At 69.7% G+C, this 20,146-nt stretch carries 24 protein-coding genes and 4 tRNA genes; 18 read left to right on the forward strand and 10 right to left on the reverse strand.

The window, feature by feature from the left end; genetic code table 11:
* Positions 1-43: 43 nt before the first annotated feature.
* From F9278_RS30360 to F9278_RS30380, 5 genes are read right to left on the reverse strand one after another with little or no spacing between them, the layout of a single operon-like run.
* Complete coding sequence (locus F9278_RS30360; protein ID WP_152171161.1) at positions 44-385, reverse strand: RRQRL motif-containing zinc-binding protein; 342 nt, start codon at positions 383-385, stop codon at positions 44-46.
* Positions 385-1,392 carry a DUF2637 domain-containing protein gene (locus F9278_RS30365; RefSeq protein WP_152171162.1) on the reverse strand — a complete coding sequence of 336 codons (1,008 nt, stop codon included), beginning with the start codon at positions 1,390-1,392 and terminating at the stop codon, positions 385-387. The genes F9278_RS30360 and F9278_RS30365 overlap by 1 nt, the downstream gene beginning before the upstream one ends.
* Positions 1,389-1,844, reverse strand: coding sequence for a hypothetical protein (locus tag F9278_RS30370; protein ID WP_152171163.1), 456 nt, complete (start codon positions 1,842-1,844; stop codon positions 1,389-1,391). Before F9278_RS30370 ends, F9278_RS30365 begins: the two co-directional genes overlap by 4 nt.
* On the reverse strand, positions 1,841-2,182 hold the full coding sequence (locus F9278_RS30375) for a hypothetical protein (protein WP_152171164.1): 342 nt from the start codon (positions 2,180-2,182) through the stop codon (positions 1,841-1,843). The genes F9278_RS30370 and F9278_RS30375 overlap by 4 nt, the downstream gene beginning before the upstream one ends.
* A complete protein-coding gene (locus F9278_RS30380) occupies positions 2,179-2,442 on the reverse strand; it encodes a DUF6284 family protein (protein ID WP_152171165.1) in 264 nt (87 codons plus the stop codon). Before F9278_RS30380 ends, F9278_RS30375 begins: the two co-directional genes overlap by 4 nt.
* A gap of 1,006 nt (positions 2,443-3,448) precedes the next feature.
* Here F9278_RS30380 and F9278_RS30385 point away from each other — a divergent pair.
* Positions 3,449-4,456 (forward strand): XRE family transcriptional regulator, encoded by a 1,008-nt coding sequence (locus tag F9278_RS30385; RefSeq protein WP_152174221.1) that lies wholly within the window; start codon positions 3,449-3,451, stop codon positions 4,454-4,456.
* Here F9278_RS30385 and F9278_RS30390 read toward each other — a convergent pair.
* Positions 4,440-5,228 carry an NUDIX domain-containing protein gene (locus tag F9278_RS30390; protein WP_152171166.1) on the reverse strand — a complete coding sequence of 263 codons (789 nt, stop codon included), beginning with the start codon at positions 5,226-5,228 and terminating at the stop codon, positions 4,440-4,442. The two genes, F9278_RS30385 and F9278_RS30390, sit on opposite strands and share 17 nt — an antisense overlap.
* A 157-nt stretch (positions 5,229-5,385) precedes the next feature.
* Between F9278_RS30390 and F9278_RS30395 the strand changes: the two genes are divergently transcribed.
* Both F9278_RS30395 and F9278_RS30400 read left to right on the forward strand, forming a co-directional pair.
* A tRNA-Tyr gene (locus tag F9278_RS30395) sits at positions 5,386-5,492 on the forward strand.
* Between the two features lie 75 nt (positions 5,493-5,567).
* Positions 5,568-5,774 carry a hypothetical protein gene (locus F9278_RS30400; RefSeq protein ID WP_152171167.1) on the forward strand — a complete coding sequence of 69 codons (207 nt, stop codon included), beginning with the start codon at positions 5,568-5,570 and terminating at the stop codon, positions 5,772-5,774.
* A 28-nt stretch (positions 5,775-5,802) separates the two neighbouring features.
* On the opposite strand, the gene F9278_RS30405 is transcribed toward F9278_RS30400, so the two are convergent.
* Complete coding sequence (locus F9278_RS30405; protein WP_152171168.1) at positions 5,803-6,456, reverse strand: SDR family oxidoreductase; 654 nt, start codon at positions 6,454-6,456, stop codon at positions 5,803-5,805.
* Between the two features lie 131 nt (positions 6,457-6,587).
* On the opposite strand from F9278_RS30405, the gene F9278_RS30410 reads away from it, so the two are divergent.
* Positions 6,588-7,676, forward strand: a complete 1,089-nt coding sequence (locus F9278_RS30410) for a hypothetical protein (RefSeq protein ID WP_226967028.1) — start codon at positions 6,588-6,590, stop codon at positions 7,674-7,676.
* A 125-nt stretch (positions 7,677-7,801) separates the two neighbouring features.
* Here the strand turns inward: F9278_RS30410 and F9278_RS30415 are convergent, their stop codons facing one another.
* Entirely contained in the window at positions 7,802-9,067 is a 1,266-nt protein-coding gene (locus F9278_RS30415) for an amidohydrolase family protein (RefSeq protein WP_152171169.1), read from the reverse strand.
* Positions 9,068-9,361: 294 nt separating this feature from the next.
* Here F9278_RS30415 and F9278_RS30420 point away from each other — a divergent pair.
* The 6 genes from F9278_RS30420 (at position 9,362) to F9278_RS30445 (ending at position 11,924) form a co-directional block, all read left to right on the forward strand.
* Positions 9,362-9,434 (forward strand) — tRNA-Thr (locus F9278_RS30420).
* Between the two features lie 46 nt (positions 9,435-9,480).
* A tRNA-Met gene (locus F9278_RS30425) sits at positions 9,481-9,553 on the forward strand.
* A gap of 91 nt (positions 9,554-9,644) precedes the next feature.
* Positions 9,645-9,809 carry a 50S ribosomal protein L33 gene (gene rpmG, locus F9278_RS30430; RefSeq protein ID WP_003948671.1) on the forward strand — a complete coding sequence of 55 codons (165 nt, stop codon included), beginning with the start codon at positions 9,645-9,647 and terminating at the stop codon, positions 9,807-9,809.
* A 97-nt stretch (positions 9,810-9,906) separates the two neighbouring features.
* Entirely contained in the window at positions 9,907-10,359 is a 453-nt protein-coding gene (locus F9278_RS30435; protein ID WP_152171170.1) for a MaoC family dehydratase N-terminal domain-containing protein, read from the forward strand.
* 27 nt (positions 10,360-10,386) lie between these two features.
* Complete coding sequence (locus F9278_RS30440; RefSeq protein ID WP_152171171.1) at positions 10,387-10,815, forward strand: MaoC family dehydratase; 429 nt, start codon at positions 10,387-10,389, stop codon at positions 10,813-10,815.
* Between the two features lie 53 nt (positions 10,816-10,868).
* Positions 10,869-11,924 (forward strand): UDP-N-acetylmuramate dehydrogenase, encoded by a 1,056-nt coding sequence (locus F9278_RS30445; protein ID WP_152171172.1) that lies wholly within the window; start codon positions 10,869-10,871, stop codon positions 11,922-11,924.
* Here the strand turns inward: F9278_RS30445 and F9278_RS30450 are convergent.
* Positions 11,921-12,961 carry an adenosine deaminase gene (locus F9278_RS30450; RefSeq protein WP_152171173.1) on the reverse strand — a complete coding sequence of 347 codons (1,041 nt, stop codon included), beginning with the start codon at positions 12,959-12,961 and terminating at the stop codon, positions 11,921-11,923. The two genes, F9278_RS30445 and F9278_RS30450, sit on opposite strands and share 4 nt — an antisense overlap.
* A gap of 124 nt (positions 12,962-13,085) precedes the next feature.
* Positions 13,086-14,312 (reverse strand): pyridoxal phosphate-dependent aminotransferase, encoded by a 1,227-nt coding sequence (locus F9278_RS30455; RefSeq protein ID WP_193241703.1) that lies wholly within the window; start codon positions 14,310-14,312, stop codon positions 13,086-13,088.
* A 251-nt stretch (positions 14,313-14,563) separates the two neighbouring features.
* Between F9278_RS30455 and F9278_RS30460 the strand changes: the two genes are divergently transcribed.
* The 8 genes from F9278_RS30460 to rplL all read left to right on the forward strand — a co-directional run bounded on the left by F9278_RS30460 (position 14,564) and on the right by rplL (position 19,787).
* Positions 14,564-14,636 (forward strand) — tRNA-Trp (locus F9278_RS30460).
* Positions 14,637-14,751: 115 nt separating this feature from the next.
* Complete coding sequence (secE, locus tag F9278_RS30465) at positions 14,752-15,045, forward strand: preprotein translocase subunit SecE (protein ID WP_152171175.1); 294 nt, start codon at positions 14,752-14,754, stop codon at positions 15,043-15,045.
* A 77-nt stretch (positions 15,046-15,122) separates the two neighbouring features.
* The gene (gene nusG / locus F9278_RS30470) at positions 15,123-15,983 is read left to right on the forward strand and encodes a transcription termination/antitermination protein NusG (RefSeq protein ID WP_152171176.1); all 861 of its coding nucleotides are present in this window, start codon (positions 15,123-15,125) and stop codon (positions 15,981-15,983) included.
* 179 nt (positions 15,984-16,162) lie between these two features.
* Complete coding sequence (gene rplK / locus F9278_RS30475) at positions 16,163-16,597, forward strand: 50S ribosomal protein L11 (protein WP_033528316.1); 435 nt, start codon at positions 16,163-16,165, stop codon at positions 16,595-16,597.
* Between the two features lie 111 nt (positions 16,598-16,708).
* On the forward strand, positions 16,709-17,434 hold the full coding sequence (gene rplA / locus F9278_RS30480) for a 50S ribosomal protein L1 (protein ID WP_005481289.1): 726 nt from the start codon (positions 16,709-16,711) through the stop codon (positions 17,432-17,434).
* 183 nt (positions 17,435-17,617) lie between these two features.
* Entirely contained in the window at positions 17,618-18,436 is an 819-nt protein-coding gene (locus tag F9278_RS30485; protein ID WP_152171177.1) for an LppX_LprAFG lipoprotein, read from the forward strand.
* 316 nt (positions 18,437-18,752) lie between these two features.
* The gene (gene rplJ, locus F9278_RS30490) at positions 18,753-19,283 is read left to right on the forward strand and encodes a 50S ribosomal protein L10 (protein WP_152171178.1); all 531 of its coding nucleotides are present in this window, start codon (positions 18,753-18,755) and stop codon (positions 19,281-19,283) included.
* 117 nt (positions 19,284-19,400) lie between these two features.
* Entirely contained in the window at positions 19,401-19,787 is a 387-nt protein-coding gene (rplL, locus tag F9278_RS30495; protein ID WP_152171179.1) for a 50S ribosomal protein L7/L12, read from the forward strand.
* The last annotated feature ends 359 nt before the right edge of the window (positions 19,788-20,146 follow it).

A 20,146-nucleotide genomic window follows, 5' to 3' on the forward strand; every position in this document is an offset into this window, starting at 1 on the left:
AAGCTGTAGGAGGCACGCGGCCGGGCCTGCTGACCTGGGACGTTCACGCGGCGCGCTGTTCGTCTTCCGGGTAGGCGCACGGCACGCACACCCCCAGCGAGCTGGGGATGACGTAACCGGCGTCGGTGCGGCACTGCGGGCAGGTACGGCGGGCGGCATTCGCCTTGTCCAGCGCCGCCCACTTCGCCGGCGTCATCGGCCGCACCGGCTTGGCCTGCTCGATCTCGTAGAGGTAGGCGACCAGCGGGGGACGGCGACGGCGGGGGCGTTCGATCTGCGCCACCACGTCCTGACCACCCGGCCGCAGCCCCTGCGCGCGGAGCTGACGGCGGGTGGCCAACCTGTCCGGCGCCAGACGCCAGACGTAGACCGGTATCGCGCCCATCAGCCGGTCGCGATCGACAGTTCAGCGCCGCCGGTGCCGGGGTCGCGCAGTTCGGCGAACCGGGCGGAGACCCAGCCGACCGACCAGCCGCACAGGTCCGCCGCCCGCCGCACGGACACACCCTCGGCCACGGCGGCGGCGACGATCCGCCGGGCGCGGTCCTCGTCCACCTTGGTGTTCACGGGTGGGCCGTCCAGCAGCGCGGCGTGTTCACGGCGGGCCGCTTCCTCGCGCTCCCGGCGGTCGGCTTCCGCCTGCCGGGCAGCCTCGTGTTCACGCTCGCGTTCACGGCGTTCACGGATCCGCTCGGCGTGTTCACGCTCCTGCTCACGCTGTTCACGGACCTGTTCACGGCGCTCGCGCTCCACCCGCTCCGCCACCTCGCGGGCGGCCTGGTGTTCGCGTTCCTCCCGACGCTCGCGTTCGGCGCGTTCGGCCGTCTCGCGGGCGAGAGCGGCCTCATGTTCACGCTGTTCACGCGCCATCACGGCGGCGTGCTCGCGCTCCTCACGCACCTGCCGCAGCCGGGCCTCCTCCCGCTCCCGCGCCACCTGCTCGCGCCGCTCGGTCTCCGCCTGCCGGCGGGTCTCCAGCTCTGTGACGGCGGTGGTGATGGCCCGGCGGTAGGCGAGGCTGGTCTCCGCCGTGACGATCAGCAACAGCGGAGCGACCGCGTGGACCGCCACCCCGACCAGGTCTTTCTTCAACGCGGAGTCGGCGACGTTCAGCGCGAGAGTCATCCCGCCGGTCATCCACCGCAGCGCCACCGACCACCGGCCCCCATGCCCACCCAGCCGGGCCAGGATCGAGTCCAGGCGCACGACGATCACGACCGCAGCGTCCACGACGACGGGCAGGATCGGTGCCGTCCACACCCACGCGGGCGGAGTGTGCGCGGCCATCAGCGGGGTCACGGTGAGGACCGAGTACAGCATGGCCCCGGCCACGATCAGCCACGTGCCCACCGACAGCGCCCGCTCCGCTGAACGGATCTGAACACTGTTCACGGCGTGCACGACTCACCCCCCGACACGGTCGTGCCGAGCATCCGCCACGTCACCTGATGCGCGGGACGGGCCGACACCGGCACCCAGCCGGACGGGTCCGCGCCGTGCGCGGCGGCGTGCTCCTCGGCGTCGTGAACACTGGCGTGAACGCTGTGAACCTCACCGAAGTGCAGCAACAGAACCACCGACCGGCCCGCCAACGGCGCGGCCTCAGCCGCCGCGAGATCGGTGTGCGCCTGCTTCAAAGCGGCCTCGATCTCGCCCACCTGCTCCCGCAGGATCGACGCGTCGCTCTCCGCCGACTCGGCGCGCGCGGTCAGCTCCCACACCTGCCGGACATACTCACCGAAGGCGGCATCCGCCTGCCCCCGCGTCTCGCGGGCATGAGCACGGGCCCCGTCGGCGTCCGCGCGCAGTCGGCGCAGCAGGCCGACGGTGGCGATGCGGATCATGCCGCACCCCCCGCCGGCACCGGGGCGGGCACGGGGGCGGTGACGTCGCCGTAGCCGGTCAGCACCACCACGGCACCCGCGTAGTCACCGGACACCGTCAGCACCCGCGTACGAGCACCGTTCTGCTCCCGGTACTCCACGGCATCCGGGGCGATTCCCACGGCCTCCCGCCACGCCTCGAAGTCGTTCAGGTCGTTGTGGAACCGCAGTTCCAACCGGTCGGGGTAGATCGGGGACACCTGCACGTCCGGCACCGGCAGGTGACCGAAGTCGGTGACCAGCAGCCGCAGCGCCCGCAGCGGAGCGGCAAGGCCGTCCAGCGTCAGGATCTCGCTCACGCGGCCACGTCCGTCCCGGCCACGGCCTGGTTGGTCAGGTCACGGCGGACAGCGAGCACCTTGCGCCGCGCCCGCCGCAGACGGCGACCGTCCAGCGCGGTGACCGGCCGGTCGAGCAGGCTGATCCGCACGTCCAGCAACTCGACCTCCGCCTCGATCAGCGGCATCTCACCCTCGATCGCGTCCAACTCGGCAGCCGTCGGACCGCCGTCGAACTCGTCACGGGTAACAGCTACCTGAACAGCACCGATGTGCTTCATGGGTCGTGGTTCCTCTCAGGGGTGAACGGCCCGAACAGCACCCCCGGAGTTGGCCCTCCGGGGGTGCGCGCCGTTTGAAGTCGGACGATCCGGCTCCCCACGCCCCCGCCCGTACGACCAGCACGCCAAGCGCGGTCGGACGGACGGGAGAGGCAGCCGGCCGCAGCGCACGAAGCGCCGCGAACCAGAAAGGACCGAACTACCGCGTGACGCCGTCGGCCGGTCCGTACCGGCGGCGCTGGATATGTCGTCGGTACACACCGACCTCCCGCAGAACGCAGGGACACGGCTTTCGCCGGTCCACCGTTGCCACGGCGGACCGGCCCCGAGCCGGGGGAATCGGGCGCGTCATCGTCACTGCTCTGACGCCAGCAGGGCGGCGCGTACCAGGTGGCGCACCCAGGGCTGACCTCCCGTGGGGGAGGGATGATCCCGAGGAGCGTTCTCCAGAGCTGACACGCGGGAAAAGTTGGCCGCCGGCGAACCTCACCCGGTCGCCACGGGGACGGGGACTCACACCCCGTCGATCTAGACACCCTGTTGAGTTCTCAACCAGCCGACGCTGCCTTCGTACTGACCCCTGCGGGCTTTCCTCCGGGCGTTCTCGCGCACCGTGAACCGGAACCAGTTCGGTGAACTGGTGCGCACCAGAAGAATGCATCTGGTGCGCACCAGAAGTCAAGGTGGTTCGCCGTACTGAGTGGCGGTCACCCCTCGCGGTGCACCTCAAGAAGACCTCTCGAAGGGGTCGTTGCGGCAGCCAACTAACCCTCATGAACAGTCAGTTAGGGTCTGGTGTTAACCCCTGTTGACCTGCTGCGATGTGAGGCACCATGGGGTGAAGGCAACGGGACCGAGACGCTGGACGGGGTGCCTAGTGAGCGCAGAATCAGGACTGCGGAACGCGCGGAAGGCGCGCGGCTGGTCTCAGGAGCGGCTGATCCGCGAGATCGAGCAGTACGCCCGACGGAGCCTCACCGACGTTGCCTCAACGGCGAGTCTGCGGGTGTACGTGTCTGAGTGGGAGAACGGCCGGCGCTCGATCTCAGACCGCTACGCGGCGGTCCTGCGCAACCTTCTCGGCGTGACCGACACCGAACTGAGGGGCGCACCCCAGAAGTCGACGCTCCCCACGGCCGACGGCTACGACGACCTACTCAGCCGGATCGATTCCGCGAGCAGCGTCAGCGCGTCCATGGTGCAGGCGTTCAACAGCCAGACCGAACTACTCCGCACCATGGACAGGGAGCGAGGCGCGGCGGGTCTCGTCGACCAGATGACGGGACACCTGGCCGCCCTTGAGGACGCGCTCAACTTCGCCGTCCTGCCGACCACGCGTCGCCCCGTGGCGCTCGCCCTCGCCGGAGCGTCCACCCTTGCCGCGTGGCAGGCGATCGACTCGGGGGCGGTCGAACGGGCTTGGCGCCACTACGAGTTGGCCAAGCGCGCCGCACGCGATGCCGAAGCCCCGATGTACCTCGCGCACGCCATGGCAGAGCAGGCGTACGTACTCTGCGACGCCGGACGACCCGCCCTCGGAGTCGACCTCGTGCGCGACGCGCAGCGCACCGTGGGCCAGTCGGCCTCACCGCGGCTTCGGGCATGGCTGCACGCGGCCGAAGCCGAACTGTGTGCCCACGCGGGGATGGCCGACGACTGCAAGCGCGCGTTGGAAGCGGCCACGGACGCGATACCGCCGGGACCGGTCGACCGCGACCCGGACATGCTCAGCATCTTCCTGAACGGCGCTCATCTCGCCCGGTGGCGCGGCAATGTGCTTGGCCTGCTCGGGGACGTAGAGGCCGTGACCAGCCTCTACGGCGCGCTTGAGGTGATGGACCCCACCTTCGTACGAGCGAAGGCAGGGCTCCACACCGATCTCGCGCACGCGCATCTCTCCCGCGCTGAGTACGAGGACGCGAACACCCACCTACGGCAGGCGCGGCTCTTGGCGAGTCGTACGGGATCGGTGAGGCAGCGCCGCCGCGTCGACCTCCTCAGTGAGCGGCTGTGAGCCCCTGCCTGCCCTTGGTCGCCAGGATGTGAAGCAGCGCGACCAGGGTGCCGGACCCCAACAGCTCACCCCGCGCCATGAGCCCTGGAACGTCGGCGAGGGGTACCCACTCGATGTGCCCGGCCTCTTCCAGGTCGGTCGGGTCACCGACCTTTTCGGCCCCGTGGGCTACGAAGATCTCGTGCGGTGAGTCGACCATGCCGACCATGGGCTGATAGCTGACGACGTGCTCAACCCGCTTCGGGCGCCACCCTGTCTCTTCCACGACTTCCCGCAGCGCGGTGTCCGCCGGCGCTTCCCCCTCGTCGACGATGCCGCCGGGCAGCTCCCAACCGAACCGCCCCGGCACGAACCGGTACCGCCACATCATGAGCACGCGGTCCTGGTCGTCGACCACGGCCGTGATGGCGACGTGCTGAAGCTTCACGACGTGGTGCTCGAAGCGCTCAACGCCAGGTGGCTCGACGTCCCACAGTTGGAGCTTGACCCACTGGTTGTCATAGAGGTCGCGCTCACCATGGATGCGCCACGGTTCCAGCCCCTCCGGGGTCTGCACGCTCACGGGGCCCGGCACGCGGTACGCACTCCGGCCCCGTACTTCCAGGGCGCCCTCCGCGACAAGGCGGGCGAGTACCTGCCGGAGCGCGGTCCGGCCGATCCCCAGTTCCTCAGTCAGCGTGCGCTCGGACGGGAACTTGTCGCCGGGGGCGTATGTGCCCTGGTCGAGCCGTTCCCGAAGCGTCTCGTAAACCTTGGTCGTCTTCGGTCCCATCCGCCAAGCACTCCCCGTCGTGAGGTGGTGCAAACCAGCGTAACGGGCATGGGGCACGCTTCCTCCAGGCGTCAGAGAGGCGGACTCCCCGCCCCTCGGAGTGCGCGCGCGTGCCGTCTGTCGACGTACCGCGCGGCGCCTCATGGGGCACCCGTGGGGCAGCGGGGCGCCCACGGGCGGAAAGATGCTGGTCAGAGCATGGATACCGCACGGTCTGTAAATCCGTCGGCTTAGCCTACCCAGGTTCGAATCCTGGCGCCGCCACGTGGAGGGAAGCCCCTTCCGGACTGTGAGAGCAGTTCGGAAGGGGCTTTCTCGTTTCCGGGGCACACTGACCCCATGTCATCGCGTCGCAGAAACTGCCCCGAGTGCCGTCGTGAGATCGCCGTCGTGGCGGGGCGGTTCGCGCGGCACGATCCGCCCGGGGCGAGCGGGGACCTGGTGTCGTGCCCGGGGTCGCGCAGGCCGGCCCAGCTGGGAGCGGCCCAGCCCGCGCTCGACGGTTTCGTCGTCCCCGACTTCCCCGGTCAGCTACCGCTGTTCTGACGGCCTCCGAAGCGACGCGGCGCCGGCCTCAGTTGCCCGCCACCGACTTCACGGCCACGGAGACGGGCGCCGAACCGCTGATCAGCTCCAGGGTCAGACCGGCGGTCGCCGGGGTCTCCAGGAGTTCCGCGAGGACCGCGGCCACGTCGTCGCGCGGGATCGGGCCCCGCCCGGTGGACGCCTCCAGACGCACCAGACCGGTACCGGCGTCGTCGGTCAGCAGCCCGGGGCGCAGGATCGTCCAGTCCAGGTCCAGGCCGCGTACGTACGCGTCGGCCTCGCCCTTCGCCCGCTGGTAGACGTCGAAGACGTCGTCACCCTCGTGGTTCGGGTCCGCGCCCATCGACGAGACGACGATGTGGCGGCGCACGCCCGTCCGGACCGCCGCGTCGGCGAACAGGACCGCCGCCCCGCGGTCGACCGTGTCCTTGCGGGCCGCCCCGCTGCCCGGACCGGCGCCCGCCGCGAACACCGCGGCGTCCGCGCCCTGCAGATGGGCGGCGACCTCCTCGGCGGACGCCGACTCCAGATCGCACAGCACCGGTTCAGCACCGGCCGCGCGCAGCTCGTCCGCGTGTTCGGCGCGGCGGATGATTCCCGCGACCTCGTGACCGCGCGCGGCGAGCAGTCGCTCCAGCCGCAGCGCGATCTGACCATGACCTCCAGCAATGACAATGCGCATGATTCCGACCGTACGCCCGAACGGACGCGTTCGCCGCGCAACCATCCGGCAGTCCCGGGTGTCTCACCCATGTTCGCCTTTTTCGCTTTCTTCGGCGAACGCCGGAATCACGGGGGGAAACCAACACCACCATGCGTATCACCACGCGCAAGACCGTCGTACGTACGTCCATGGAGCGCGCCTCCGCCGCCGGGGCGCCCATGGCCCGCCGGGCCTTCACCGGGGTCGGCTGCGCGGCGGCCGTGCTCGTCACGGTGGCCGCGTGCGGCACCGTCCAGAACCTCACCGCGGGCCAGAAGATCGACGGCGCCGTCGAGCGGCTGGGCGAGCAGAAGTCGCTGGCCTTCGGGATCCGCCTCGACGCCGACCCGGACGACCTCCTCGCGCTGATGGGCGAGGACAGCGAGGAAGTGCCGCCGGAGATGGCGGAGTTCTTCACCGGGCTGCGTATCGACGTGTCCGTCAAGTCGAAGAAGCCGCTGGCCGAGTCCGGTGAGAAGGACATCGCCGGCATGGGCATGAAGGTCTCGGGCGACGACGGCGTGCTCGCCGAGTACCGGGTCGTCGGCGACTACACGTACTACCGCGCCGACATGGAGGCCATGGGCGACGCGATGGGCATGCCGTTCCCGACCGCCGACGAACTCGACGAACTCCCGGAGAGCGAGCAGCACTTGCGGCCCGTCCTGGAGGGCGACTGGGTCAAGGTCAACACGGCCGACCTGAAGGAGGTCGCCGAGGACGCGGGTGCCGGCTCCGGTGCGGGCGGCTCCGACGAGATCGACGCCAAGACGCAGAAGAAGCTCCTCGACGCCGTGCGCAAAGTCGTCGCCCGCGAGGTCGACTTCAAGACCGAGGACGGCAAGGACGGCGCTGAGGTCATCAGCGCCCGCGCCAACTTCCGCGACCTGCTCACCGGCATCGTCGACAAGCTCCAGCCCCTGGAGGGCGAGTTGCCGCCGGGGGCCGAACTCCCCACGGCCAAGGACATGAAGGACGCCCCGAACAAGAACGTCGCCGTCGACTTCACCCTCAAGAACGGCGACCTGACCCGGATCGAGACCGACCTCGCCGCCTTCGCCGACGACCCGAAGGGCGCCAAGGCCCCCCTCGTCCTCACCTTCGGCAAGGCCGGTGACATCAGCGCGCCCAAGGGTGCCTCCGAGATCCCGGTCGACGAGTTCGGCGGCCCCTTCGGCGGCAGCATGCTCGGCGTCTGACCGCACCGGCCGACAGGGCACCTGCTTTCCTTCCGGGCACGCGCGCGTGAAGCACGAGAACCCCACGCGCGCGTGCCCGCACGCCCAGCTCCCGCACGCCCAACTCCCGCACGCCCCACACCCCCTCAGGACGGCTGCCCCCGCCCCTGCCGAGGCAGCTCCGCCGCGCCCGTGGCCGACCCGCAGTACTCCCGCACCGCGCTGGTACGCGCCACCACGCGCCCCCGGTGCACCACGATCCGGCTGTACGCCAGCGACAGCACCCCCGCGAGCCGCGAGCCGCGCACCGCGAGCAGCTCGGCCGGGAAACCGGCCTCCACGCGCACCTCGGGCAGCCCGAGCGCGGCCCGCGCCGCCCCGCTGACCGCGTCGTACGCCTCCTCGGGCCGCAGCCCGTACCGGGACGCAAGCAGAAACGCCGCCTCCAGCGGATCCCCGCGACCGACGGGGTTCGACACGTCCCGCAGCGCCCCGCCGCCCGCCGCGACCCGTACCCCGGCCGCGCGCAACAGCCGTACGGGCGCGGTGCCCCGGCGGTCCACCGCGCCGCAGCCGCCCTGGGGGAGACACACGACGGTCACCCCGGCCGCCGCCAACTGGTCGGCGGCGCGGGAGCGGACCGGGGAGGGGAGCCGGGCGAGCCCGCCGCACGGGCCGAGGGTGACGCCGGGCCGCAGACCGCCCGCGATGGCCGCCAGCCGGGCCAGGCGCGCCGGGTCGTCGCCGTCGGTGTGCAGGTCGACCGGGCAGCCGTACTCGGAGGCGATCTCCAGGACCGCCTCCACATAGCCGGTCGGGTCGGGGTCCAGATCCGGGCAGCCGCCGACCACCGAGGCACCCATCTTCACCGCGTCCCGCAGGATCGCGAGCCCGTCCGCCCCGGCCACCCCGGTCAGCACCCGGGGCATCGCCACCGTCGTCACCTCGACGAGCCCGTCCAGCGACCGCCGCGCCTGGAGCACCGCCGTGAGCGCCTCCAGGCCCTGGACGTCGCCCACGTGGACATGCGAGCGCACCGCCGTCGCACCGTGCCCGAGCTGCAGCAACGCGGCCTCCGTGGCCCGCCGCCGGATGTCCCGGCCGTCGTGGGAGACCGGCCCCTCGTCGTCGGCCGTCAGGGCCGTGTCGCCGTGCGCGTGCGGTTCGACCGGGGCCGGCAGCAGCAGATGGCCGCCGAGATCCACCCGGGTGGCGGGCACCCCGGACGCGGCGGGCCCCACGCCCAGGCTGCCCGCGGTGCCGACCGCCTCGATACGGCCGCCGCCCAGCCGTACGTCCACCACCCGGCCGTCGGTCAGTCGCGCCCCGCACAACAGCAGGGCGCCGGTCCCGTCCGGGCCCGAGGGCGGGCCGGAGGAGAAGGGGGACGGCTGCGGGCGGCTGTCGGGCATCGCGCTCCTGGGGCTACAAGATCACGCAGAGTGAGTCGAGCCTAGGCGGGCCGTCCGTCGTCGTAGCGGAGGAGCGCAATAGTCGTACCGGTGTGGTTCATCTCTCGGCGGGCCGCCGGGAGGACCGGTAACGATGGTGCCCCCGAGACGCGTGGGACCTCGGAAAACAGGTCGGACCAGGGCCTCGGGAGGCCCGCCGAATGATCCCCGCTCGACTCGTGGACGGCCCATGGATGCGGGCCGGGAAACGGATTTGGGCGATCGGCGGTGAGGCGTGTAATGTCTTCATCGCTCGCCCCAATAGCTCAGTCGGCAGAGCGTCTCCATGGTAAGGAGAAGGTCTACGGTTCGATTCCGTATTGGGGCTCTGGTGTGAATGGTTCCCGTCGCGAGGCGGGATCCGATCGCATCACAGCGGTGTAGCTCAGTCGGTAGAGCAAGCGGCTCATAATCGCTGTGTCACCGGTTCAAGTCCGGTCACCGCTACTGACAGTAGCCGATTGCGGGGTCGGTCCTTCGATCGGCTACTCTTCTATGCGTTCAACCCTGTCCCATCCGTTCGTCAAGGAGCACTCACGTGGCTGCCACCGACGTCCGCCCGAAGATCACGCTGGCCTGCGTGGAGTGCAAGGAGCGGAACTACATCACCAAGAAGAACCGGCGTAACAACCCGGACCGACTGGAGATGAAGAAGCACTGCCCGCGTTGCAACGCGCACACCGCGCACCGCGAAACGCGATAAAACAGGCTCGTACACGAGGCCGTCCCCGAGAGATCGGGGGCGGCCTCGCGTCGTTACACCGACCAGTACCGGTCAGTAGAGCAGGAGGTAGCGAGCCATGGCGCTCGACCAGTCCTTCGTGGGGCGTTCCTACCCGCCCACCGACCCCTACGAGGTCGGCCGGGAGAAGATCCGCGAGTTCGCGGAGGCCGTGGGGGACACCAACCCCGCCTACACCGACCCGGAGGCCGCCAAGGCGCTCGGGTACGCCGATGTGATCGCCCCGCCGACCTTCGTGTTCTCGATCACCTTCAAGGCGGCCGGCGAGGTCGTCCAGGACCCGCAGTTGGGCCTCGACTACAGCCGCGTCGTGCACGGCGACCAGAAGTTCGCCCACAAGCGCCCGGTCCGCGCCGGCGACCGGCTCACGGTCACCTCCACCATCGAGGCGATCAAGTCCCTCGCGGGCAACGACATCCTGGACATCCGCGGCGACGTCCACGACGAGACCGGCGAGCACGTCGTGACCGCCTGGACCAAGCTCGTGGCCCGCGCGGCCGAGAAGGCCTGAGGAGACATCAGTGCAGGTGAGGAACCGATGACCGCGAAGATCTCCTACGACGACGTCGAGGTCGGCACCGAACTGCCCGCCCAGAGCTTCGGCGTGACCCGCGCCGACCTCGTCCGGTACGCGGGCGCCTCCGGCGACTTCAACCCGATCCACTGGAACGAGCGGTTCGCCAAGGAGGTCGGCCTCCCCGACGTCATCGCGCACGGCATGTTCACCATGGCCGAGGCGATCCGCGTCGTCACCGACTGGACCGGCGACCCGGGCGCGGTCGTCGAGTACGGCGTCCGCTTCACCAAGCCCGTCGTCGTCCCCGACGACGGGACGGGCGCCACCATCGAGGTCACCGCCAAGATCGGCGCCAAGCTCGACGACCACACCGTCCGCGTCGACCTCACGGCCATGAGCGCCGGCCAGAAGGTCCTGGGCATGTCCCGCGCGGTCGTACGCCTGGCCTGACGGCCCCGGTCCCCCGCCCCTCCACGGCGCGGGGGTCTCGTACTCTTGAGCCCGTGCAGGAACTCCACGACGCCCCCCTCGCCCCGCTGACCACCTTCCGGCTGGGCGGGCCCGCGCGCCGGCTGATCACCGCGACCACCGACGACGAGGTGATCGCCGCCGTCCGCGAGGCCGACGACACCGGCACCCCGCTGCTGCTCATCGGCGGCGGGTCCAACCTCGTCATCGGCGACCAGGGGTTCGCCGGCACCGCGCTGGTCGTCGCCACGAAGGGCTACACGCTCGACGGGACCCGGCTGGAACTGGCCGCCGGCGAGGTGTGGACCGACGCCGTCGCCCGGACCGTCGAGGCCGGGCTCGCCGGAATCGAGTGCCTGGCCGGCATCCCCGGCTCCGCGGGCGCCACCCCGATCCAGAACGTGGGGGCGTACGGCCAGGAGGTCGCCTCCACCATCACCGAGGTCGTCGCCTACGACCGCCGCACCCGCGAGACGGTCACCGTCCCGAACGCCGAGTGCGCCTTCTCGTACCGCCACAGCCGCTTCAAGGACGAACCCGAGCGGTACGTCGTGCTGCGCGTCCGGTTCGAACTGGAGGACGCGGGCGGGCTGTCGGGGCCGGTCAAGTACGCCGAGACGGCCCGCACCCTCGGCGTCGGACCCGGCGACCGCGTCCCCCTCGCCGACGCCCGCGAGACCGTGCTGAAGCTGCGCGCCGGGAAGGGCATGGTCCTCGACGCCGAGGACCACGACACCTGGTCCGCCGGGTCGTTCTTCACCAACCCGATCCTCGACGACGAGGAGTTCGCCGCGTTCCACGCGCGCGTGCGGGAACGGCTCGGCGCCGACGTCACCCCGCCCGCGTACGCCGCCGGCGACGGCCACACCAAGACCTCCGCGGCCTGGCTGATCGACCGGGCCGGCTTCACCAAGGGATACGGCACCGGCCCGGCCCGGATCTCCACCAAGCACACCCTGGCCCTCACCAACCGGGGCGCGGCCACCACGGAAGACCTGCTCACCCTGGCCCGAGAGGTCGTGACCGGGGTCCGCGACGCCTTCGGCATCACCCTGGTCAACGAGCCGGTGACGGTCGGCGTCAGCCTCTAGGCAGCGGGACCGGCCAGCCAGTCGTCCACCCCGGACAGCAGCTTCGCCCGTTCCTTCTCCGGGGCCGCCGACGCGCGGATCGACTGCCGGGCCAGCTCCGCCAGTTCGGGGTCCGTGAAGCCGTGGTGGTGGCGGGCGATCTCGTACTGGGCCGCGAGACGGGAGCCGAACAGCAGCGGGTCGTCCGCGCCGAGCGCCATCGGCACCCCGGCCTCGAACAGAGTGCGCAAGGGGACGTCCTGGGGCTTCTCGTAGACGCCGAGCGCCACGTTCGACGCCGGGCAGACCTCGCAGGTGATCCCCCGGTCCGCGAGCCGCTTCAGCAGCCGGGGGTCCTCCGCCGCCCGCACCCCGTGCCCGATCCGCGAGGCGTGCAGATCGTCCAGGCAGTCCCGCACCGACGACGGGCCGGTCAGCTCACCGCCGTGCGGCGCCGCCAGCAGGCCCCCCTCGCGCGCGATGGCGAAGGCCCGGTCGAAGTCCCGTGCCATGCCCCGGCGTTCGTCGTTGGAGAGCCCGAAACCCACCACGCCCCGGTCCGCGTACCGCACCGCCAGCCGGGCCAGCGTGCGCGCGTCCAGCGGATGCTTCATCCGGTTCGCGGCCACCAGCACCCGCATCCCCAGCCCGGTCTCCCGCGCGGTCGTGTCCACCGCGTCCAGGATGACCTCCAGCGCCGGGATCAGCCCACCCAGCCGGGGCGCGTACGACGTCGGGTCCACCTGGATCTCCAGCCAGCCCGAGCCGTCCCGTACGTCCTCCTCCGCGGCCTCCCGCACCAGCCGCTGGATGTCCTCGGGCCCTCTGACGCACGAGCGCGCCGCGTCGTACAGGCGCTGGAAGCGGAACCACCCCCGCTCGTCCGTCGCCCGCAGCCTCGGCGGTTCCCCGCCGGTCAGCGCCTCGGTGAGCGCCTCGGGCAGCCGCACCCCGTACTTGTCGGCCAGTTCCAGCACGGTCGTGGGCCGCATCGACCCGGTGAAGTGCAGATGCAGATGGGCCTTGGGCAGTTCAGAGAGATCACGTACACGCTCCATCGCCCGATCCTGCCGCACGTCCACGCCGTACTGGTAGCGGAATCCTCGAACGTGGTCTTGCTCGCACACATGAAAGGGACCACATACGAATAGCTGTATGTGGTCCCTAGGAAGCCTCAGGACCTCAGTCCGTGGCCTCCGCCAGCAGCTTCTGGATGCGGGAGACGCCCTCGACGAGATCCTCGTCACCCAGGGCGTACGACAGACGCAGATAGCCGGGGGTGCCGAAGGCCTCGCCGGGGACGACCGCGACCTCGGCCTCCTCCAGGATCAGCGCGGCCAGCTCGACCGAGTCCTGCGGGCGCCTGCCGCAGATCTCCTTGCCGAGCAGCTCCTTGACCGACGGGTAGGCGTAGAACGCGCCCTCGGGCTCCGGGCAGAGGACGCCGTCGATCTCGTTGAGCATGCGCACGATCGTCTTGCGGCGGCGGTCGAAGGCCTCCTTCATCTTCTCCACGGCCGACAGATCGCCGGAGACGGCGGCCAGCGCGGCCACCTGCGCCACGTTGGAGACGTTCGACGTGGCGTGCGACTGGAGGTTCGTCGCGGCCTTGACCACGTCCTTCGGGCCGATGACCCAGCCCACCCGCCAGCCCGTCATCGCGTACGTCTTCGCCACGCCGTTGACCACGATGGTCTTGTCGGCCAGCTCGGGGACGACCACGGGCAGCGAGTGGAACTCGGCGTCGCCGTAGACCAGGTGCTCGTAGATCTCGTCGGTCAGGACCCACAGGCCCTTCTCGGCGGCCCAGCGGCCGATCTCCTCGACCTGCGCGCGCGTGTAGACCGCGCCCGTCGGGTTGGAGGGGGAGACGAAGAGCAGCACCTTGGTGTTCTCGGTGCGGGCCGCCTCCAACTGCTCGACGGAGACGCGGTAGCCGGTGGTCTCGTCGGCGACGACCTCGACCGGGACACCGCCGGCGAGACGGATCGACTCCGGGTACGTCGTCCAGTACGGGGCCGGGACGATCACCTCGTCGCCCGGGTCGAGGATCGCGGCGAAGGCCTCGTAGATGGCCTGCTTGCCGCCGTTGGTCACCAGGACCTGGGACGCCTCGACCTCGTAGCCGGAGTCGCGCAGGGTCTTCGCGGCGATCGCGGCCTTCAGCTCGGGCAGACCGCCGGCGGGCGTGTAGCGGTGGTACTTCGGGTTCTTGCAGGCTTCGACGGCGGCCTCGACGATGTAGTCGGGGGTCGGGAAGTCGGGCTCGCCGGCGCCGAAGCCGATCACCGGACGCCCGGCGGCCTTGAGGGCCTTGGCCTTGGCGTCCACGGCGAGGGTGGCGGACTCGGAGATCGCGCCGATGCGCGCGGAGACCCGGCGCTCGGTGGGAGGGGTTGCAGCGCTCATGGACCCCATCGTTTCAGACACGAAACGCGCCGGGCACGCGGGTTTCACAGACTGAACAGCGGCAGAACAACCGTTTGTGTCCGGGGCCGGAAACGGTCGATCTTCGACGGGCAACGCCCCTACGGACGCTTTCTGTTCGACGGCAGGGCTCGGACCACGTATGCTCTCTCCTCGTTGGCCTTCACCGGCCGCCCCCGTCAGGTGCACACCGAGCACCCGGTCGGATGCGGTACGTTGGGGGAGAACCGCAAAGGGTCGTAGCTCAATTGGTAGAGCACTGGTCTCCAAAACCAGCGGTTGGGGGTTCAAGTCCCTCCGGCCCTGCTACACACTCCTCACGCCAGGATGTGTGCGCATGTACGTACAGCAATGTTCCGCCGTGCGGCTCAGACCGGGCGCGGCACGGCCACGACCCGGATCCGGAATCAGGTGAGGATGAATGACGGACGCCGTGGGCTCCATCGACACGCCTGATGCCCAGGACGAGGTGCCCGAGGACAAGGATGGCAAGAAGACCCGCAAGGGCGGTAAGCGTGCCAAGAAGGGCCCGCTGAAGCGTCTCGCGCTCTTCTACCGCCAGATCGTCGCGGAGCTGCGGAAGGTCGTCTGGCCCACCCGCTCCCAGCTGACGACCTACACCTCGGTGGTCATCGTCTTCGTCGTCATCATGATCGGCCTCGTCACTGTGATTGACTTCGGCCTCGACAAGGCCGCCAAGTACGTATTCGGCTGAGCCGAAAGCGAAGGGCGCCGTAACCTGGCGCCCCTTTCGCGTGTTCCACCCCCATGCATCCAGGAAGAAGCAGCCAAGTGTCTGACCCGAACCTGAACGACGCCGTCGAGCCACGCGGTGAAGGTGCCGAGTCCGTGGATGATGAGCTCGACATCGTCGAGGGAGCGGACGAGGTCGACGAGTTCGAGGCTGCCGACGCCGAGGCGGGGGAGCCGGCCGAGGAAGAGGCCGTGCACGTCGAGGACGACGAGGACGAGGACACCGACGGCTCCGACGACGAGGAAGTCTCCGAGGAGGCCGTCGAAGAGGAGCCCGAGCCGGTCGACCCCGTCGAGGCCCTGCGCGAGGAACTGCGGACCCTGCCCGGCGAGTGGTACGTCATCCACACCTACGCCGGTTACGAGAACCGTGTGAAGACCAACCTCGAACAGCGTGCCGTCTCGCTGAACGTCGAGGACTTCATCTTCCAGGCCGAGGTGCCGCAGGAAGAGGTCGCGCAGATCAAGAACGGCGAGCGCAAGACGATCCGCCAGAACAAGCTTCCCGGGTACGTCCTGGTCCGCATGGACCTGACGAACGAGTCCTGGGGCGTCGTCCGCAACACCCCGGGTGTCACCGGCTTCGTGGGCAACGCCTACGACCCGTACCCGCTGACCCTGGACGAGATCGTCAAGATGCTCGCGCCGGAGGCCGAGGAGAAGGCGGCCCGTGAGGCGGCCGAGGCCGAGGGCAAGCCGGCGCCCGCCCGCAAGGTCGAGGTCCAGGTGCTGGACTTCGAGGTCGGCGACTCGGTCACCGTCACGGACGGCCCGTTCGCCACGCTGCAGGCGACGATCAACGAGATCAACGCGGACTCGAAGAAGGTCAAGGGTCTTGTCGAGATCTTCGGCCGCGAGACCCCGGTCGAGCTGTCGTTCGACCAGATCCAGAAGAACTGAGCTCTGCCGAGTCAGTTCCTCGGACCACGCTTCCGACCAGGTCAGGCGAGCTCTCCGCAGCTTGTCTGACCTGCTCGGTTTTTAGCCGCGCATCTATACCCGCTATCGTTGTGCGGTATGCCTTCATCTGGCCGCGAACCGGATGAGGGCGCACTCGAATCGAAAGGACCCGGAGAGTAATGCCTCCCAAGAAGAAGAAGGTCACGGGGCTCATCAAGCTCCAGATCCAGGCCGGCGCGGCCAACCCGGCTCCGCCGGTCGGCCCCGCGCTCGGTCAGCACGGCGTCAACATCATGGAGTTCTGCAAGGCCTACAACGCCGCGACCGAGTCGCAGCGCGGTTGGGTCATCCCGGTGGAGATCACGGTCTACGAGGACCGCTCCTTCACCTTCGTCACCAAGACGCCCCCGGCCGCCAAGATGATCCTCAAGGCCGCGGGTATCGAGAAGGGCTCCGGCGAGCCGCACAAGACCAAGGTCGCCAAGATCACCGAGGCGCAGGTCCGCGAGATCGCCACGACGAAGATGCCTGACCTCAACGCCAACGACCTGGACGCCGCCGCGAAGATCATCGCCGGTACCGCGCGTTCCATGGGCGTCACGGTCGAGGGCTGAACCCCACCTTCGTAGCAGTCATGTCGGCTGGTAGGGACACTCAGCCGACAACGTGGTAGGGCCTGCTCGGCCCGTACACCACGACTCCTTTCAGAACACACAGGAGCAGTTGTGAGCAAGCGCAGCAAGGCTCTCCGCGCTGCGGACGCCAAGGTCGACCGGGACAAGCTCTACGCCCCGCTCGAGGCCGTCCGTCTCGCCAAGGAGACCTCCACGTCCAAGTTCGACGGCACCGTCGAGGTCGCCTTCCGTCTGGGTGTCGACCCGCGCAAGGCCGACCAGATGGTCCGTGGCACCGTGAACCTCCCGCACGGCACCGGTAAGACCGCCCGGGTCCTGGTCTTCGCGACCGGTGACCGTGCCGAGGCCGCGACCGCCGCCGGCGCCGACATCGTCGGCTCCGACGAACTGATCGACGAGGTGGCGAAGGGCCGTCTGGACTTCGACGCCGTCGTCGCCACCCCGGACCTCATGGGCAAGGTCGGCCGCCTCGGCCGCGTGCTCGGTCCCCGTGGTCTCATGCCGAACCCCAAGACCGGCACCGTGACCCCGGACGTCGTGAAGGCCGTCAACGACATCAAGGGCGGCAAGATCGAGTTCCGCGTCGACAAGCACTCGAACCTGCACTTCATCATCGGCAAGACGTCGTTCGACGACACCAAGCTGGTGGAGAACTACGCCGCGGCGCTGGAGGAGATCCTCCGTCTGAAGCCGTCGGCCGCCAAGGGTCGCTACATCAAGAAGGCCGCGCTCAGCACCACGATCGGCCCCGGCATTCCGATCGACTCGAACCGCACCCGCAACCTCCTCGTGGAGGAGGACCCGGCCGCCGTCTGAGCCTGACGCTCACCGGCAGCCGCGTCGCGGACGCACAGCCCGAGGACGAGCCCCGCACCTTCCGAGGTGCGGGGCTCGCCCCTTTCCGCCATGGGGCGTTTCGGCATACGGGTGTGCATACGCCCACGAGTGTGCTGCTCTGGTGTGCGGGGGCACGGCAGGCTCCCCGGGGGGTGGGCACGGATGACCAGCACGCGCGGGCGCCGCCGTACGGTCCTGTCGTTCGCGATGGCGGTCGCGCTGACGGGCGTGGCGGGCTGTGGGCCCTCGGACTCCGGTGCGGGCGACGGCGACCCGCTCGCGGCGCTCAGGCTCGCGGACAGGGCCACCGGGGACGCCGACTCGTCGAGGATCGAGTCCACGGCCGACCTGGGCGACCTGATGTCCATGACGGCGGACGGCGAGATCGACTGGGCCGACGGTCTGCACGGCACCATGACCCTCACCTACACCGGAGGCCAGGCCGCCGACCGGATGAGCCGCCTCGGCATCACCGCGACCGAGGCCCGCTATCTGCCCGACGCCTACTACGCGGACATGGGCGAGGTGTTCGCCGGGCAGTACGGCGGCAAGCGGTGGATCAGATACGCCTACGGGGACATGGACGAGATGATCGGCGGGGCCCCCGGCGTCTATGTGCGGGACCACTTCGCGAGCGTCACGCCCAACCAGTCCGTACGGCTGCTGCTGGCCTCCGGCGATGTCGAGCGGGTCGGCGAGGAGGACGTACGGGGGGAGCGGACCACGCACTACGCGGGCACGGTGCGGGCCGAGTCGGCCGAGCAGCTGAAGGCGGCCGGGATCACCACCGCGGACATCGACCTGTGGATCGATGACGACCATCTGCTGGTCAAGAAGGTGGAGAAGGCCGACACCGCGAACGGCACGGTGCGCTCCACGGTCCACTACAGCGACTACGGCGTCGACGTCTCCACCGAGGAGCCGCCGGCCGCCGAGACCGTCGACCACAAGGACCTGCTGAGCTATCTGCCGACGAGCTGAGATCGCCGGACCGAGGCCGTCGGGCGGGGTCGCCGGGAGCGGATTTGCTTGACACGTCCCGTGTCATCTACGCTCTCCAGGAAGCCAAAGACCGCTGGTCGTTGCCGTGTGCTCGGGAGAGGGCGCGGTGGCCGAAGGATCCGCTGAACTGCGGACGACCCGCGCAGGTGACTGTGGAAGTTGCTCCCGGTCCGGTTCCGTCCTCGTACGGGATTCGTCCGGTCGAGCCACGCCCCGAGCGCCTGCGCCGGGGCGTTTCGTTTTCCCCCAGCCCCTTCTGAGCGGTCCTCATCACCCGGAAGGAGGCCGACGCTCTATGGCAAGGCCCGACAAGGCTGCCGCGGTGGCCGAGCTCACGGAGCAGTTCCGTAGCTCGAACGCCGCCGTGCTGACCGAGTACCGGGGTCTCACCGTGGCGCAGCTCAAGAACCTGCGCCGTTCGCTCGGTGAGAACGCCCAGTACGCCGTGGTGAAGAACACGCTGACCAAGATTGCGGCCAACGAGGCCGGGATCACGACGCTCGACGACCTGTTCAACGGTCCGACGGCGGTCGCCTTCGTCACCGGTGACCCGGTGGAGTCGGCGAAGGGTCTTCGTGACTTCGCCAAGGACAACCCGAACCTCGTCATCAAGGGCGGTGTCCTTGACGGCAAGGCGCTGTCCGCCGACGAGATCAAGAAGCTCGCGGACCTCGAGTCCCGCGAGGTTCTGCTCTCCAAGCTGGCGGGTGCCTTCAAGGGCAAGCAGTCCCAGGCTGCGCAGCTCTTCCAGGCGCTTCCCTCGAAGCTCGTCCGCACCGTGGACGCCCTTCGCGCCAAGCAGGACGAGCAGGGCGGTGCCGAGTAACTCGGCTCGCACAGTGACCACGGCCGCCTGACGCGGCGGTGGTCTACGCGGGCCGAACGTACGCCCGCCGACATGTACATCACGGCACCAGCCGATTTAGTGGAAGGATCGCCCGACATGGCGACGAAGCTGTCCCAGGAAGAGCTGCTCGAGCAGTTCGAGAACCTCACCCTCATCGAGCTCTCCGAGTTCGTGAAGGCGTTCGAGGAGAAGTTCGACGTCACCGCCGCCGCGGCCGTCGCCGTCGCCGGCCCGGCCGTCCCCGGCGCCCCGGTCGACGCCGTCGAGGAGCAGGACGAGTTCGACGTCGTCCTCACCGGCGCCGGCGAGAAGAAGATCCAGGTCATCAAGGTCGTGCGTGAGCTGACCTCCCTGGGTCTGAAGGAGGCCAAGGACCTCGTGGACGGCGCCCCGAAGCCCGTTCTCGAGAAGGTCGCCAAGGAGGCCGCCGAGAAGGCTGCCGAGTCCCTCAAGGCCGCCGGCGCCTCCGTCGAGGTCAAGTAACACCTCTCGGACGAGTGTCAAAAACTCGTTCGAGGCTGTAACGCGAACGCACTGAAGGGCGATCACCCAACTGGGTGGTCGCCTTTCGGCGTTCCGGGACGTCGAGCGACGGCTGCCTTGCACTGTCGGTGGCGACGAGTATGGTGATCTTCGTCGTGCCTCCGAACACCCCGGGTGACGAGCCGCGAGTGACGATCGCGGCACCCGGATCGGGCATGAGGGGCCTTGACGAACTGCACGCAGCGCGCAATTCTCAGGACGCGTCGTCACACCGATCCGAACTCCGAGGCATGGATCGACGGCGAAGAGGGCAGTATCAACGTGCATTGAGGGCGTGGGCTTGCGTAGGTGTCGAGAAC

Origin of the sequence: Streptomyces phaeolivaceus (genome assembly GCF_009184865.1) — a bacterium.
In the GTDB taxonomy this organism is placed as follows: Bacteria; Actinomycetota; Actinomycetes; order Streptomycetales; family Streptomycetaceae; genus Streptomyces; species Streptomyces phaeolivaceus.

Excerpts from the sequence above, each read along its gene's own strand:
- F9278_RS30360 (WP_152171161.1), bottom strand. The coding sequence starts at position 385 with ATGGGCGCGATACCGGTCTACGTCTGGCGTCTGGCGCCGGACAGGTTG.
- F9278_RS30370 (WP_152171163.1), bottom strand. The coding sequence starts at position 1,844 with ATGATCCGCATCGCCACCGTCGGCCTGCTGCGCCGACTGCGCGCGGAC.
- F9278_RS30380 (WP_152171165.1), bottom strand. The coding sequence starts at position 2,442 with ATGAAGCACATCGGTGCTGTTCAGGTAGCTGTTACCCGTGACGAGTTC.
- F9278_RS30390 (WP_152171166.1), bottom strand. The coding sequence starts at position 5,228 with ATGGGACCGAAGACGACCAAGGTTTACGAGACGCTTCGGGAACGGCTC.
- F9278_RS30400 (WP_152171167.1), top strand. The coding sequence starts at position 5,568 with ATGTCATCGCGTCGCAGAAACTGCCCCGAGTGCCGTCGTGAGATCGCC.
- F9278_RS30405 (WP_152171168.1), bottom strand. The coding sequence starts at position 6,456 with ATGCGCATTGTCATTGCTGGAGGTCATGGTCAGATCGCGCTGCGGCTG.
- F9278_RS30410 (WP_226967028.1), top strand. The coding sequence starts at position 6,588 with ATGCGTATCACCACGCGCAAGACCGTCGTACGTACGTCCATGGAGCGC.
- F9278_RS30415 (WP_152171169.1), bottom strand. The coding sequence starts at position 9,067 with ATGCCCGACAGCCGCCCGCAGCCGTCCCCCTTCTCCTCCGGCCCGCCC.
- F9278_RS30435 (WP_152171170.1), top strand. The coding sequence starts at position 9,907 with ATGGCGCTCGACCAGTCCTTCGTGGGGCGTTCCTACCCGCCCACCGAC.
- F9278_RS30440 (WP_152171171.1), top strand. The coding sequence starts at position 10,387 with ATGACCGCGAAGATCTCCTACGACGACGTCGAGGTCGGCACCGAACTG.
- F9278_RS30450 (WP_152171173.1), bottom strand. The coding sequence starts at position 12,961 with ATGGAGCGTGTACGTGATCTCTCTGAACTGCCCAAGGCCCATCTGCAT.
- F9278_RS30455 (WP_193241703.1), bottom strand. The coding sequence starts at position 14,312 with ATGAGCGCTGCAACCCCTCCCACCGAGCGCCGGGTCTCCGCGCGCATC.
- secE (WP_152171175.1), top strand. The coding sequence starts at position 14,752 with ATGACGGACGCCGTGGGCTCCATCGACACGCCTGATGCCCAGGACGAG.
- rplK (WP_033528316.1), top strand. The coding sequence starts at position 16,163 with ATGCCTCCCAAGAAGAAGAAGGTCACGGGGCTCATCAAGCTCCAGATC.
- F9278_RS30485 (WP_152171177.1), top strand. The coding sequence starts at position 17,618 with ATGACCAGCACGCGCGGGCGCCGCCGTACGGTCCTGTCGTTCGCGATG.
- rplJ (WP_152171178.1), top strand. The coding sequence starts at position 18,753 with ATGGCAAGGCCCGACAAGGCTGCCGCGGTGGCCGAGCTCACGGAGCAG.
- rplL (WP_152171179.1), top strand. The coding sequence starts at position 19,401 with ATGGCGACGAAGCTGTCCCAGGAAGAGCTGCTCGAGCAGTTCGAGAAC.